General features: G+C 70.4%; 15 protein-coding genes. 8 read left to right on the plus strand and 7 right to left on the minus strand.

Annotated features, from left to right (window positions below):
- Positions 1 to 113 precede the first annotated feature (113 nt).
- From pknB to AQI70_RS02060, 3 genes are read left to right on the plus strand one after another with little or no spacing between them, the layout of a single operon-like run.
- Positions 114 to 2,057: a Stk1 family PASTA domain-containing Ser/Thr kinase gene (pknB, locus tag AQI70_RS02050; RefSeq protein WP_062143181.1), complete on the plus strand. Its 1,944-nt coding sequence runs from the start codon at positions 114 to 116 to the stop codon at positions 2,055 to 2,057.
- Between the two features lie 34 nt (positions 2,058 to 2,091).
- A complete protein-coding gene (locus AQI70_RS02055) occupies positions 2,092 to 2,991 on the plus strand; it encodes a deoxyribonuclease IV (protein WP_062143184.1) in 900 nt (299 codons plus the stop codon).
- A gap of 18 nt (positions 2,992 to 3,009) precedes the next feature.
- A complete protein-coding gene (locus AQI70_RS02060) occupies positions 3,010 to 3,438 on the plus strand; it encodes a DUF4396 domain-containing protein (RefSeq protein WP_062143187.1) in 429 nt (142 codons plus the stop codon).
- A 19-nt stretch (positions 3,439 to 3,457) separates the two neighbouring features.
- Here AQI70_RS02060 and AQI70_RS02065 read toward each other — a convergent pair whose 3' ends face one another.
- Positions 3,458 to 4,090 (minus strand): sulfite oxidase-like oxidoreductase, encoded by a 633-nt coding sequence (locus tag AQI70_RS02065; RefSeq protein WP_062143189.1) that lies wholly within the window; start codon positions 4,088 to 4,090, stop codon positions 3,458 to 3,460.
- Positions 4,091 to 4,265: 175 nt separating this feature from the next.
- On the opposite strand from AQI70_RS02065, the gene bfr reads away from it, so the two are divergent.
- Complete coding sequence (gene bfr, locus AQI70_RS02070) at positions 4,266 to 4,742, plus strand: bacterioferritin (protein WP_004001903.1); 477 nt, start codon at positions 4,266 to 4,268, stop codon at positions 4,740 to 4,742.
- Here bfr and AQI70_RS02075 read toward each other — a convergent pair.
- Both AQI70_RS02075 and AQI70_RS02080 read right to left on the minus strand, forming a co-directional pair.
- Complete coding sequence (locus AQI70_RS02075; RefSeq protein ID WP_004001902.1) at positions 4,739 to 4,972, minus strand: (2Fe-2S)-binding protein; 234 nt, start codon at positions 4,970 to 4,972, stop codon at positions 4,739 to 4,741. The two genes, bfr and AQI70_RS02075, sit on opposite strands and share 4 nt — an antisense overlap.
- A 154-nt stretch (positions 4,973 to 5,126) precedes the next feature.
- Positions 5,127 to 6,479, minus strand: coding sequence for a class II 3-deoxy-7-phosphoheptulonate synthase (locus AQI70_RS02080; RefSeq protein ID WP_062143197.1), 1,353 nt, complete (start codon positions 6,477 to 6,479; stop codon positions 5,127 to 5,129).
- Positions 6,480 to 6,575: 96 nt separating this feature from the next.
- Here AQI70_RS02080 and AQI70_RS40865 point away from each other — a divergent pair, with 96 nt between their 5' ends.
- On the plus strand, positions 6,576 to 6,632 hold the full coding sequence (locus AQI70_RS40865) for a trp operon leader peptide (protein WP_076973970.1): 57 nt from the start codon (positions 6,576 to 6,578) through the stop codon (positions 6,630 to 6,632).
- A gap of 104 nt (positions 6,633 to 6,736) precedes the next feature.
- Positions 6,737 to 8,593: an anthranilate synthase family protein gene (locus AQI70_RS02085; protein ID WP_062143200.1), complete on the plus strand. Its 1,857-nt coding sequence runs from the start codon at positions 6,737 to 6,739 to the stop codon at positions 8,591 to 8,593.
- Positions 8,594 to 8,655: 62 nt separating this feature from the next.
- Here AQI70_RS02085 and AQI70_RS02090 read toward each other — a convergent pair whose 3' ends face one another.
- From AQI70_RS02090 to AQI70_RS02105, 4 genes are all read right to left on the minus strand, one after another.
- The gene (locus AQI70_RS02090; protein WP_062143203.1) at positions 8,656 to 9,684 is read right to left on the minus strand and encodes a 6-phosphofructokinase; all 1,029 of its coding nucleotides are present in this window, start codon (positions 9,682 to 9,684) and stop codon (positions 8,656 to 8,658) included.
- A gap of 138 nt (positions 9,685 to 9,822) precedes the next feature.
- On the minus strand, positions 9,823 to 10,515 hold the full coding sequence (locus AQI70_RS02095) for a response regulator (RefSeq protein ID WP_062143206.1): 693 nt from the start codon (positions 10,513 to 10,515) through the stop codon (positions 9,823 to 9,825).
- Positions 10,512 to 11,741 (minus strand): MacS family sensor histidine kinase, encoded by a 1,230-nt coding sequence (gene macS / locus AQI70_RS02100; RefSeq protein WP_062143209.1) that lies wholly within the window; start codon positions 11,739 to 11,741, stop codon positions 10,512 to 10,514. The genes AQI70_RS02095 and macS overlap by 4 nt, the downstream gene beginning before the upstream one ends.
- Before the next feature lie 48 nt (positions 11,742 to 11,789).
- Positions 11,790 to 12,524 (minus strand): lysophospholipid acyltransferase family protein, encoded by a 735-nt coding sequence (locus AQI70_RS02105; protein ID WP_062144955.1) that lies wholly within the window; start codon positions 12,522 to 12,524, stop codon positions 11,790 to 11,792.
- Positions 12,525 to 12,744: 220 nt separating this feature from the next.
- On the opposite strand from AQI70_RS02105, the gene AQI70_RS02110 reads away from it, so the two are divergent.
- Together AQI70_RS02110 and AQI70_RS02115 are read left to right on the plus strand one after the other, a co-directional pair.
- Positions 12,745 to 13,521: an alpha/beta hydrolase gene (locus tag AQI70_RS02110; protein WP_062143212.1), complete on the plus strand. Its 777-nt coding sequence runs from the start codon at positions 12,745 to 12,747 to the stop codon at positions 13,519 to 13,521.
- Positions 13,514 to 14,185 (plus strand): hypothetical protein, encoded by a 672-nt coding sequence (locus AQI70_RS02115; RefSeq protein WP_062143215.1) that lies wholly within the window; start codon positions 13,514 to 13,516, stop codon positions 14,183 to 14,185. The genes AQI70_RS02110 and AQI70_RS02115 overlap by 8 nt, the downstream gene beginning before the upstream one ends.
- Positions 14,186 to 14,257 lie beyond the last annotated feature (72 nt).

A 14,257-nucleotide genomic window follows, 5' to 3' on the forward strand; every position in this document is an offset into this window, starting at 1 on the left:
CGTTCGATGAAAGCCTTCACTCGATGAGGCGTCCGTCACAGCTCGGCTGCAGTCCCGCCCCGATCGCGGCCGAACCGGCAGGCGTGTCAGCGTCGGCTCGTAGACTCACCTGCGTGGATACGACCCTTCAGGACCCTCTGGTCGGGCAGGTGCTCGACGGCCGGTATCGCGTGGACGCGCGGATCGCGGTCGGCGGGATGGCCACGGTCTACCGGGCCCTGGACACCCGCCTCGACCGCGTGCTCGCACTCAAGGTGATGCATCCCGCGCTGGCGGTCGACGGGGCGTTCGTCGAGCGGTTCATCCGTGAGGCGAAGTCCGTGGCGCGGCTCGCGCACCCCAATGTCGTGCAGGTCTTCGACCAGGGCACCGACGGGTCGTACGTCTACCTCGCCATGGAGTACGTCGCGGGCTGCACCCTGCGCGACGTCCTGCGCGAGCGCGGGGCACTGCAGCCCCGTGCCGCCCTGGACATCCTGGAGCCGGTGCTCGCCGCGCTCGGCGCCGCGCACCGCGCCGGGTTCGTGCACCGGGACATGAAGCCCGAGAACGTGCTCATAGGGGACGACGGGCGGGTCAAGGTCGCCGACTTCGGGCTCGTGCGGTCCATGGACACCGTGACCAGCACCACCGGTGCCGTGCTCGGCACCGTCTCCTATCTCGCGCCCGAGCAGATCGAGCAGCCCGGCGCCGCCGACGCCCGCGTCGACGTGTACGCGTGCGGTGTCGTCCTGTACGAGATGCTCACCGGCGACAAGCCGCACGACGGGGACTCCCCCGCCGTGGTGCTCTACAAGCACCTCCACGAGGACGTCCCACCGCCCTCGGCGAGCGTGCCGGGCCTGGCGTACGAGCTCGACGAGCTGGTCGCGTCGGCCACCGCGCGCACCCCGGACCTCCGTCCGTACGACGCCGTGGCGCTGCTCGCGCAGGCCCGTGAGGCGCGCGCGGCGCTGAGCGCGGATCAGCTGGACGCGGTGCCGCCGCAGGCGCTCACGGCGGCGCACAGCAACGCCGAGGACCGTACGAGCGTGATCCCGCGCGCGCTGACCGTGCAGCGGCCGCTGCCCGTGAACGAGGACGACGCCGAACCCGAGGCGGTGTTCAACAGAACCAGCCGGCTGGCGGCTCCGCCGCCCGCGCCGCCCCGGTCCCGGTCCCGGGGCCCGCGTGCGCCGCGCGGCCCGCTCGTCATCGTCACCGCCGTCCTGCTGGCCCTCGGCCTCGGCGCCGGCGTCTGGTACATCAACTCCGGCCAGTTCACCAAGGTCCCGCCACTGCTGGCCAAGACCCAGGCACAGGCCCAGGAGCGGCTGGCGGAGGCCGGGCTGGAGGTCGGCAAGGTGGAGCGCGCCTACAGCGACACCGTCCGGCGCGGCACCGTCATCAGCACGGACCCGGCGACGGGCGCCCGCATCCGGCACAACGACTCCGTGAACCTCGTCATCTCGGCGGGTCCGGAGACCGTGAAGGTGCCCGATCTGCAGGGCTACAAGCTGGACAAGGCGAGGACCGTCCTGAAGGACAGCGGCCTCCAACCGGGCATGGTCACCCGGGAGTTCAACGACGAACTGTCGCCGGGCTTCGTGATCTCCTCGGAGCCCGCAGACGGCACCAAGGTCCGCTCGGGCTCCGCGGTCGCGCTCACCGTCAGCAAGGGCAGCCCGGTGGACGTCCCGGACGTCACCGGCGAGAGCCTGGCCGACGCCAAGGCCGAGCTGGCGGAGGCCGGCCTGAAGGTGAAGGTCGCCTCCGTGCGGGTCCACTCCGACTTCGACGCGGGGCAGGTCGCCCGGCAGTCGCCGGTGGAGGGCAGGCAGGCCGCGGAGGGCGACACGGTGACGCTGACGCTGTCCAAGGGCCCGGAGATGATCGAGGTCCCGGACGTGGTCGGCGACAGCGTCGACGACGCCACGGACGAGCTGAAGGCCGCCGGCTTCGAGGTCGACGAGGACCGCGGCCTGCTGGGGCTGTTCGGCGACACGGTCAAGAGCCAGTCCGTGGCGGGCGGCGACAGGGCACCCAAGGGGTCGACGATCACGATCACCATCCGGTAACCGGGGCACGCGGCGGCCATGACACCCTGAACGGGTGAAGAGTCAGCAGCCCGCCGCTCCCCGAACCACCCCCGGCCCCTCCCGCAACCCCGTCGGCGGTCACGTCCCCGTGGCCGGCGGTCTCCACTCCGTCGGCCTCACCTACGCCCACGACCTCAAGGCCGAGACGGTCCAGGTCTTCGTCGCCAACCCGCGCGGCTGGGCCACGCCCGCCGGCAATCCGCGGCAGGACGAGGCGTTCCGCGCGGTGTGCGAGGCGGAGTCGATCCCGGCGTATGTGCACGCGCCGTATCTGATCAACTTCGGTTCGCACACCGAGGCGACCGTCGAGAGGTCGGTGGAGTCGCTGCGGCACTCGCTGCGGCGGGGGCGGGAGATCGGGGCGCTGGGCGTGGTCGTGCACACCGGCAGCGCGACCGGCGGCCGGGAGCGGTCGGTGGCCCTGAAGCAGGTGCGCGAGCACATGCTGCCGCTGCTCGACGAGCTGACCCACGACGACGACCCGTATCTGCTTCTGGAGTCCACCGCCGGGCAGGGCGCCTCGCTGTGCTCGCGGACCTGGGACTTCGGGCCGTACTTCGAGGCGCTGGACGCCCATCCGAAGCTGGGTGTGTGCCTGGACACCTGCCACATCTTCGCCGCCGGGCATGATCTGACCGGCCCGTCCGGCATGCACCAGACGCTGGACCTGCTGGTGGACACGGTCGGCGAGGGCCGGCTGAAGCTGATCCACGCCAATGACTCCAAGGACGTCGTCGGCGCGCACAAGGACCGGCACGAGAACATCGGCGCCGGTCATATCGGCGAGGACCCGTTCCGGGCGCTGATGACGCACCCGGCCACGGCGGGCGTGCCGCTGATCATCGAGACACCGGGCGGGAAGGAAGGACACGCGGCGGATGTGGAGCGGCTGAAGAAACTTCGGGACGCGTAACCCGTTCAGGAATGGGCCATGGCCGTCCAGGCCACCCTCCACTGCCTCACCGGCTGTGCCATCGGCGATGTGCTCGGCATAGTGATCGGCACCGCGCTGGGCTGGGGCGACGTACCGACGCTGGTGCTGGCGATCGCGCTCGCGTCCGCGTTCTTCTTCGGCTACGCGCTCACCCTGCGCGGCGTACTGAAGGCGGGTGTCGGCTTCCGGGCGGCGGTCCGGGTGGCCCTGGCCGCGGACACGCTGTCGATCGCCGTGATGGAACTGGTCGACAACGGCGTGCTCGTCCTGTGGCCCGGCGCCATGGACGCGGGCCTGGACGACCTGCTGTTCCGGGGCGCGCCGGCCTTCGCTCTCGCGGTCGCCTTCGTCGTCACGGCGCCGGTCAACAAGTGGATGATCGGCCGCGGCAAGGGCCACGCGGTGGTGCACCAGTACCCCCACTGACCAGCCCGGTCACCAGGAGTCAGAGCTCGGGGCCGTCCCCGGGCTCCTCCTGGTACGAGTAGCGCTGTTCCTTCCACGGGTCGCCGATGTTGTGGTACCCGCGCTCCTCCCAGAAGCCGCGCCGGTCGGTGGTCATGTACTCCACGCCGCGGACCCACTTGGGCCCCTTCCAGGCGTACAGATGGGGGACGACCAGACGGAGGGGGAAACCGTGCTCCGCCGTGAGCAGCTCCCCGTCCTTGTGGGTGGCGAAGATCGTCCGCTCGGAGGCGAAGTCCGTCAGGCGCAGGTTGGAGCTGAAGCCGTACTCGGCCCACACCATCACATGGGTGACGGCCGGTGCGGGCGGGGCGATCTCCAGGATCGTACGGGCCGGAATGCCGCCCCACTCCGCGCCGAGCATGCTGAACTTCGTGACGCAGTGCAGATCGGCGACGACGGTGGTGTACGGCAGGGCCGTGAACTCCTCATGGGTCCAGCAGTGCTTCTCGCCGTCGGCGGTGGCGCCGAACACCCTGAACTCCCAGCGTTCGGGGCGGAACTTGGGGACCGGGCCGTAGTGCGTGACCGGCCAGCCGCGCTGCACTCGCTGCCCCGGCGGAAGCTCGGAGTGTGCCGCTGCTCCAGTTTCTCGCTCCACCGGCTGACCCATGACTCCATCCTGACAGACCCGGGACAGTGCACCCGACCACACCCCCCTTAATTCAGCTCAAATTGGACTAAGCATGCCCTTACTTACTAAGTGAAGACTTACTGGACGATCTTCATCACCGGTGCAATCATGCGGCGCATCCTGCCAGTTCCCCCGCGCGGAAGGAGCCTCTGCGATGCAGGGCGACCCCGAGGTCCTCGAATTCCTGAACGAACAGTTGACCGGCGAGCTGACGGCGATCAACCAGTACTGGCTGCACTACCGGATCCAGGACAACAAAGGCTGGACGAAGCTCGCCAAGTACACGCGTGAAGAATCCATCGACGAGATGAAGCACGCGGACAAGATCACCGAGCGCATCCTGATGCTGGACGGCCTGCCCAACTATCAGCGCTTGTTCCACGTACGGGTCGGCCAGACGGTCACCGAGATGTTCCAGGCCGACCGGCAGATCGAGGTCGAGGCGATCGACCGCCTCAAGCGAGGTATCGAGGTGATGCGCACCAAGGGCGACATCACGTCCGCGAACCTCTTCGAGTCGATCCTTGAGGACGAGGAGCACCACATCGACTACCTGGACACGCAGCTGGAGCTCATCGACAAGATCGGCGAGGCGCTCTACATCGCGCAGCAGATCGAGCAGCCGAGCTAGGCCGCGTCTTCCAGTTCGGCGAGCACCGGCTTGCCCTGCTCGGCCAGCTCACGGCGGGGGCACGCGCCCCGGCCCAGGAGCGCCTGGATGCGGCGTACGCACGACCCGCAGTCCGTGCCGGCCTTGCAGGCCGAGGCGATCTGGCGGGGGGTGCAGGCACCGTTCTCCGCGTGCTGTTTCACTTGCTGCTCGGTGATCCCGAAGCAACTGCAGACGTACACGCGGTTCACCTCCCGGCGGGATCGATGTGCCATCCCCTTGATCGGTGAGGCTAACCTAACCTTACCCGCCGCACAGGTGCCGCAAAAGTGGAGTGGGGCGCGGATCGTATGTGATCCGCGCCCCACTTCAGGACACTGAAACAACCTGTAACAGGCGCGTCGGCTACTGGTCCCTGTACATCTCCGCGACGAGGAACGCCAGGTCGAGCGACTGGCTGCGGTTGAGCCGCGGGTCGCAGGCCGTCTCGTAGCGCTGGTGCAGGTCGTCGACGAAGATCTCGTCGCCGCCGCCCACGCACTCGGTGACGTCGTCACCGGTGAGCTCCACGTGGATGCCGCCCGGGTGAGTGCCCAGCGACTTGTGGACCTCGAAGAAGCCCTTGACCTCGTCCAGCACGTCGTCGAAGCGACGGGTCTTATGACCGGAGGCCGCCTCGAAGGTGTTGCCGTGCATCGGGTCGGTGACCCAGGCGACCACGGCGCCGGACGCCGTGACCTTCTCGACCAGCTCGGGAAGGCGGTCGCGGATCTTGTCCGCGCCCATCCGGACGATGAAGGTCAGCCGGCCGGGCTCCCGCTCCGGGTCCAGGCGGTCGATGTACTGCAGCGCCTCCTCGGCCGTGGTGGTCGGGCCGAGCTTGATGCCGATCGGGTTGCGGATCTTCGAGGCGAACTCGATGTGGGCATGGTCCAGCTGCCGGGTGCGCTCACCGATCCACACCATGTGCGCCGAGACGTCGTACAGCTGCCCGGTGCGCGAGTCGACCCGGGTCAGCGCCGACTCGTAGTCGAGCAGCAGCGCCTCGTGCGAGGAGTAGAACTCGACGGTCTTGAACTCCTCCGGGTCGGCCCCGCAGGCGTGCATGAAGTTCAGCGCGTTGTCGATCTCGCGGGCGAGCTGCTCGTAGCGCTGGCCGGACGGGGACGACTTCACGAAGTCCTGGTTCCAGGCATGCACCTGGCGCAGGTCGGCGTAGCCGCCGGTGGTGAAGGCGCGCACCAGGTTGAGCGTGGAGGCGGAGGCGTTGTACATCCGCTTCAGCCGCTCGGGGTCCGGGACGCGGGCCTCTTCGGTGAAGTCGAAGCCGTTGACGGAGTCGCCCCGGTACGTCGGGAGCGTCACGCCGTCGCGGGTCTCGGTCGGCTTGGAGCGCGGCTTGGAGTACTGGCCGGCGATACGGCCGACCTTCACCACGGGCACGGACGCGGCGTACGTCAGCACGGCGCCCATCTGGAGCAGGGTCTTGAGCTTGTTGCGGATCTGGTCGGCGGACACCGCGTCGAAGGCCTCGGCGCAGTCGCCGCCCTGGAGAAGGAACGCCTCTCCCTTGGCGACGGCCGCCATCCGGGCGCGCAGCTGGTCGCACTCGCCCGCGAAGACGAGCGGCGGATACGACTCGAGGTCCGCGATCACTGCGCGCAGAGCCTCGGTGTCGGGGTACTCGGGCTGCTGCGCCGCGGGCAGGTTTCGCCAGGTGTTGCCAGCGCTCGCGCTGGTCTTAGCGTTCACGGTCACGACGTCAACATTACGGGGTCGTGTCGGGCGTCCTGCCCCATGCCCAGCAATTGAGACAAGGGGTACACGCCTCGGACATGCGGTAGGGTGCCTGCCATGTTCGCGCACTCGATCCAGAACTGGTGGTGGACCGCTCACCCGGCGGCCCACTGACTGCGCGTACCCAAGACTTCGCGAAGGCCGCCCGAGGGGCGGCCTTCGGCGTTTGTCGGGGTCCGTTCCTCCCAGTGAACTCCCAGCGAGAAGGAAACGGACCCATGCATCTGCGCGACCTGCTCGACGACCCCCGCCCGTTCGCCCTGCTGCGCCGCCGCGCGCCGGGCCGCGACGAGAACACCGTGGAGGTGTTCCGCGGCCCGGTCGCCACCTACGACCGCCTCGCCGACCTCCCCGACGAGGGCCTCGCCCTCGTCCCCTTCCGCCAGATCCGCGAGCGCGGCTTCGACGTCCGCGACGACGGCACCCCGCTGGTCGTGCTGACGCCCGAGGAGTCGTACGACCTCCCGCTCGCCGACGCTCTCACCCAGTTGCCGGCGCACGAGGTGCGCGTCGAGGGCGGTGGCTTCGACGTGGCCGACGCGGAGTACGCGCAGCTCGTCGGGCGGGTGCTGCGGGAGGAGATCGGGCGGGGCGAGGGCGCGAACTTCGTGATCCGGCGGACGTACGAGGGGGAGATCCCGGGGTTCGCACGCGCCGACGCGCTCGCGCTGTTCCGGCGGCTGCTGGAGGGTGAGCGCGGCGCGTACTGGACGTTCGTCGTGCACACCGGCGAGCGGACGCTGGTCGGGGCGAGCCCCGAGGTGCACGTGCGGATGTCCGGCGGCACCGTCGTGATGAACCCGATCAGCGGGACGTACCGCTATCCCGCCGAGGGCCCGACGCCCGAGCATCTGCTCGGCTTCCTCGCCGACGGCAAGGAGATCGAGGAGCTGTCGATGGTCGTCGACGAGGAGCTCAAGATGATGTGCTCGGTCGGCGACATGGGCGGAGTGGTCGTGGGTCCCCGGCTGAAGGAGATGGCGCACCTCGCGCACACCGAGTACGAGCTGCGCGGGAAGTCCTCGCTGGATGTGCGGGAGGTCCTGAAGGAGACCATGTTCGCGGCCACCGTCACCGGCTCGCCCGTGCAGAACGCCTGCCGGGTGATCGAGCGGCACGAGGTCGGCGGACGCGGATACTACGCGGGGGCGCTGGCACTCGTCGGCCGGGACGCGGGCGGCTCCCAGACGCTCGACTCCCCCATCCTCATCCGCACCGCCGACATCGACGCGGCCGGACGGCTGCGGGTGCCGGTCGGCGCCACGCTCGTACGCGGCTCGGACCCGGCGAGCGAGGTCGCGGAGACCCACGCGAAGGCGGCGGGCGTACTGGCGGCTCTCGGCGTACGGCCGTCCCGGCCCAGTGAGGAGCACGCGCGTGTACGTCTCGCCGACGACCCACGCGTGCGTGCCGCGCTCGACGGGCGCCGGGGGGCGCTGGCTCCCTTCTGGCTGCGGATGCAGGAGCGGTCCGCGGAGCTGAGCGGACACGCCCTGGTCGTGGACGGGGAGGACACCTTCACGGCGATGCTGGCGCACGTGCTGCGGTCGAGCGGCCTGGAGGTGACCGTCCGGCGGTACGACGAGCCGGGGCTGCGGGAGGCGGTGCGCACGCACGAGGGCCCGCTGGTGCTGGGTCCCGGTCCCGGCGACCCCTCCGATCTGGAAGACCCGAAGATGCGGTTCCTGCGTGAGCTCACCGCCGAGGTCGTCCGCAGCCACCGGCACGGCGTCCTCGGCGTCTGCCTCGGGCACGAGCTGATCGCGGCCGAGCTGGGGCTGGAGATCGTACGCAAGGAAGTGCCGTACCAGGGGGCGCAGACGACGATCGACCTGTTCGGGCGTCCGGAGACGGTCGGTTTCTACAACAGCTTCGTGGCGCGCTGCGACGACGAGGTGGCCGAGGAGCTGGGCGCGCACGGCATCGAGATCAGCCGGGCCGGCAATGCGGAGGTGCACGCCGTACGGGGGCCCGGGTTCGCCGGGGTGCAGTTCCACCCGGAGTCGATCCTGACGCTGAACGGGGCGGCGGTCGTACGGGAGTTGGTCGGACAGCTGCGGAACACGACCGTTTAGCGGACCACGACCGCTTGGTCGTCCGGGGGCTGCCGCCCCCGGACCACCGCTCCGGCCGACGGTCAGCCGAAGAAGACCCCGACCTCCTCGTACAGCTTCGGGTCCACCGTCTTCAGCTTGGCCGTGGCCTCCGCGATCGGGACGCGGACGATGTCCGTGCCGCGCAGGGCGACCATCTTGCCGAAGTCGCCGTCGCGGACGGCCTCGATGGCGTGCAGCCCGAAGCGGGTGGCGAGCCAGCGGTCGAAGGCGCTGGGGGTGCCGCCGCGCTGGACGTGGCCGAGGACCGTCGTACGGGCCTCCTTCCCGGTCCGCTTCTCGATCTCCTTGGCCAGCCACTCGCCGACGCCGGACAGCCGGACGTGCCCGAAGGAGTCCAGCGACCCGTCCTTGAGGACCATGTCGCCGTCCTTCGGCATGGCGCCCTCGGCGACGACCACGATCGGGGCGTACGACGCCTTGAAGCGCGAGGTCACCCAGGCGCACACCCGGTCGACGTCGAAGCGCTGCTCGGGGATGAGGATGGCGTTGGCGCCACCCGCCAGACCGGAGTGGATGGCGATCCAGCCCGCGTGACGGCCCATCACCTCGACGACGAGGACCCGCATATGGGACTCGGCGGTGGTGTGCAGCCGGTCGATCGCCTCGGTCGCGATGCCGACCGCGGTGTCGAAGCCGAAGGTGTAGTCGGTGGCGGACAGGTCGTTGTCGATCGTCTTCGGCACGCCGACGCAGGGCACGCCGTACTCGCCGGACAGGCGGGTGGCGACCCCGAGGGTGTCCTCGCCGCCGATGGCGATGAGCGCCTCGACCTCCTGCTTGGCGAGGTTCTCCTTGATCCGGCGGATGCCGTCCTCCTGCTTGAGGGGGTTGGTGCGCGAGGAGCCGAGGATGGTGCCGCCGCGGGGCAGGATGCCGCGCACGGCGGGGATGTCGAGACGGACGGTGTCGTTCTCGAGCGGACCTCGCCAGCCGTCCCGGAAGCCGACGAAGTCATAGCCGTACTCCTGCACGCCCTTGCGGACGACGGCCCGGATGACGGCGTTGAGACCGGGGCAGTCGCCGCCTCCGGTCAGTACTCCGACCCGCATGGAAATGTCCCTTCGCCGCGGTTGCCTGGTGAGGCCACGCTAATGGTGAGCCAGGTCACAACGGGATGGGTCGGAACGGCAATTCCGGTGAACCGCCGGGTGTTTGGTTTACGCGCCGTCAAGCGGTCGGCTGGTGGATCACTCGTCGTCGAGGCCGCGCTCTATCGCGTACCGCACCAGCTCCACCCGGTTGTGCAGCTGGAGCTTGCCGAGGGTGTTCTGGACGTGGTTCTGGACCGTGCGGTGGGAGATGACCAGCCGCTCGGCGATCTGCTTGTAGCTCAGGCCCTTGGCGACCAGGCGCAGCACCTCGGTCTCCCGCTCGGTGAGCTGCGGGGCCCCCGGCTGGTCGGCGTCGGGGGCGGCGGGTGCCGGTTCGGAGGCGAGGCGGCGGTACTCGCCGAGGACCAGCCCCGCCAGGCCCGGCGTGAACACCGGGTCGCCGACGGCCGTACGGCGCACCGCGTCCAGGAGCTCCTCGGTCGAGGCCGACTTCAGCAGGTAACCGGTGGCGCCGGACTTCACGGCCTCCAGTACGTCGGCGTGCTCGCCGCTCGCGGACAGCACCAGGACCCGCAGGGCGGGGTTGTGGGCCACCAGCTCCTTGCAGACCTGGACGCCGGGCTTGGCGGGCAGGTTGAGGTCCAGCACGAGGACGTCGGGGGCGGCGGCCTTGGCGCGGCGTACGGCCTGGTCGCCGTCGCCGGCGGTGGCGACCACCTCGAAGCCGGACTCGGTCAGGTCGCGGGCGACCGCGTCGCGCCACATGGGGTGGTCGTCGACCACCATGACCTTGATCGTGCCCTGCTGTCCGCTCGTGGTGTCCGTCATCGCTGCTCCGCCTTCCCCCGTGAAGCGCTCTCGTCCTTCGGTACTTTCAGTTCGACTTCGGTGCCCTGCCCCGGCACCGAGATGAGCTCGGCGGTGCCGCCGATGTCGCGCAGCCGCCCGCGGATGGACAGGGCGACGCCGAGCCGGCCCTCGCCCTCGGCCTGCGCGAGCCGGCCCTCGGGGATGCCGGGGCCGTCGTCCCGTACGGTGACGATCACCTCGTCGGGCTCGTCCTCGACGAGGATCCACGCGCGCGCGTGCTCCCCCGCGTGCCTGCGCACATTGTCCAGGGCGGCCCCCACGGCCGCGGCCAGCTCCCGGGCGGCGACCGGGGCCAGCGACACGGGCGCGCCGGGCTCGGCCAGGCTCACCCTGGCGCCGGCGTACGGGGCGAGCAGCGCACGCAGATCGACGGGACCGGTGGGGTCGTCCGGCTCGTCCACGGCCCGTACGACGGCCCCCTCGGCGGCGTCCTCCGACACCCGCGGCACGGGCACCAGACCGCCCGAGACCAGGGTGCGCAGCGCCACCTCCTGCTCGCCGGCCATCCGGCCCAGCTCGGCCGCCTCGCCGCCGATCACGGCGCCGCGCCGCTGCACCATCGCCAGCACCTGGAGCACGCTGTCGTGGATGTCCCGGGCGAGCCGCTCCCGCTCACGGGTCGCCGCCTCGATCTCCAGGGCGCGGGCCAGGGTGCGCTCGGAGGCGCGGGCGACCTCGACGACGTAGCCGATCGCGATGGAGGCGATCCAGACGAGCAGCACCATGTGGATGGTGTCGCGGGTCGGTACGCCGGCGCGCTCGACCAGGTTGGCGGCGGCGACCAGCGTGGAGGCGAAGGCGGCCCAGCGCCAGCCGCCCTTGATGGCGAAGGCGAGCACCGCGCCCGCGGTCCATATCGAGGGCAGGGTCGGGGCACCGGCGTCGATCCGCTCGGGTGTCTCGGCGAGCAGGGTGAGCAGGATGCCGGCCAGCGCGATGGTGAGGTCCACGGCGAGGAAGGGCTTGGTGCAGCTCGCGGCGTTCGCGACCCTGGGCAGGGTGGCCAGCGTCCACACGCCCAGTACGGCGAAGTAGGCGATGGCCACCCAGGGGCGGGCGACCTCGTCGTGGGCGCTGACGAAGAGACCGATCGCGTACACCAGGGTCAGCACCCGGTAGCCGGCGAGCGCACGCCAGAGCGGCAGCTCGACGGACATCCTCATGACCCGTTCACGCCTGGCCATGCCCCCACCCCCCTTGTTGTCGGGTCGTTCCCGGCCGCACTGCCCCGCCTAGTCCCCGGACTGCTCCTCGTCCGCCTTCTTCGCCTTCTTGGCCTGCTCCTTCTCGGCCTTCGCCGCCTCCGCGATCTGCCGCTTGGCGGCGGTCGCGTACATGTCGACATACTCCTGGCCGGAGAGCTTCATGATCTCGTACATGACCTCGTCGGTCAGCGCGCGGAGCACGAAACGGTCGTGCTCCATGCCCCGGTACCGGCTGAAGTCCATGGGCTTGCCGATCCGGATGCCCGGCCGCATCAGCTTGGGCATGACCTTGCCCGGCGGCTGGATCTTCTCCGTGTCGATCATGGCGACCGGGATGACCGGTGCGCCGGTGGCGAGCGCCACGCGCGCGAGGCCGCCGGGCTTGCCCCGGTAGAGCCGCCCGTCGGGCGAGCGGGTGCCCTCCGGGTAGATGCCGAACAGCTCACCGCGCTCCAGGACCTCGATGCCGCTCTTGATGGCCGCCTCGCCCGCTCCGCGCGCCCCGGAGCGGTCCACGGGCAGCTGGCCGACGCCCTTGAAGAACGCGGCCGTCAGCCGGCCCTTGACGCCCGGGGTGGTGAAGTACTCGGCCTTCGCGATGAAGGTCACCTTGCGGTCGAGCACCGCGGGCAGGAAGAACGAGTCGGAGAAGGAGAGGTGGTTGCTCGCCAGGATCGCGGGGCCCTCGGCGGGAATGTTCTCAAGGCCTTCCACCCAGGGCCTGAAAGCGACCTTCAGCGGTCCCCCGATGGCCACCTTCATCGCGCCGTACAACAACCGAGTGCCTCCTGTGTCTGTGGATCAGACCTTAACCCGGAGCACTGTCAAAGAGTCCGACGGCCCTGGTCGGTGTCAGTGCGGTCGCGTACGGTGATGCACACCTGGCTGTATCCATTACGGCATCCATGTACGGCTGCGCCGCGTGGGTGCGCAGTCGTCCCGCTCGTTCATGTCGTCCTTCTCACGAACAGGAGACCGTAAGGTGCCGGTCCTTCCTGGAGCCGAGCCGTACCGCCACGCGGGCGGGGAGGTCGGGGTCCTCCTCTGCCACGGCTTCACCGGTTCCCCGCAGTCGCTGCGCCCCTGGGCGGAGTATCTCGCCGAGCGCGGGCTCACCGTCTCGCTGCCGCTGCTGCCGGGGCACGGCACCCGTTGGGAGGACTTGCGGCTGACCGGCTGGCAGGACTGGTACGCCGAGGTGGACCGCGAGCTGCGCAACCTGCGCGACCGCTGCGCCCGGGTCTTCGTCGCCGGCCTGTCGATGGGCGGCGCCCTGGCGCTCCGGCTCGCCGCGAAGCACGGGGAAGGCGTCGCCGGTGTCATGGTCGTCAACCCGGCGAACAAGGTGCACGGCCGGTACGCCCGCACCCTTCCGGTCTCCCGCCACCTCGTCCGTACGGTGAAGGGCATCACGGGTGACATCGCGAAGGGGGGCGTCGAGGTCGGGTACGACCGGGTGCCGCTGCACGCGGCCCACTCCCTGCGGAACTTCTTCCGTCTGGTCGACGGCGAGCTGCCGCAGGTCACCCAGCCCCTGCTGGTGCTGCGCAGCGCGCAGGACCACACGGTGCCGGCGGCGGACTCGGCCCGGATCCTCAGCCGGGTGTCGTCGACGGACGTGACGCAGATCGTGCTGGAACAGAGCCGGCACGTGGCGACGTTGGACCATGATGCGGACCGGATCTTCGAGGAGAGCCTCGGCTTCATCGGCCGGCTCGCCCCCTCCGTCGGCAAAGAAGGGACGACCGCACGTGGCTGAGCACGACTCCGACCGCGAAAGGCGCGAGGACCGCGACGATCGCGAGCCGGAAGAGCAGCACGTCCCGTTCGACGAGGACGCCGCCTGGGCCGCGATCGTCGCCGGATACGGCGAGGAGCCGCCGGACCCGCCGGGCGCGAAGCCGTTCAAGTCGGTGGAGGACCTGGCGCTGCCGGAGTCCGGCACGAACGACGAGGCGAGCGGCGGGCCGGACCGCAAGCCGACGGCCGACAAGGGCAAGAAGGACCCGAAGGACCAGAAGGACCAGAAGGACGACGAGCCCGCGAAGCCGGAAGAGCCCGAGGCGGACAAGCCGGTCAAGCCCGTGGGCAGCTCCGTCTCCTTCGCGCCCGGCGTCGGCCCCCGCGACTACAGCCTTCCCGAGCCGTCCGAGGACGACTTCGACACCGACGACGAGGGCCACTTCGTACCGCCTGAGCCGCCGCCGCTGCCGGCTGCCGACGCGACCGCGAAGTTCGCCTGGCTCGCGGTGATCGGCGGGCCGATCCTGCTGCTGCTCGCCGTCGTGCTGGGCTGGGACATGACGTGGTGGCTGGCCACGCTGGGCATCGGCGGCTTCGTGGGCGGATTCGCCACGCTGGTGATGCGGATGAAGACGGACGACGACGAGGACGACGACCCGGGACGCGGCGCGGTCGTCTGACGCACCTTCCGTGAGGGCCCGCCCGGAGTGTTCGGGCGGGCCCTCACGTGTCCCCGCAGTCGGCCACGGAGG

It is taken from the genome of Streptomyces curacoi (assembly GCF_001513975.1).
Classification (GTDB): domain Bacteria; phylum Actinomycetota; class Actinomycetes; order Streptomycetales; family Streptomycetaceae; genus Streptomyces; species Streptomyces curacoi.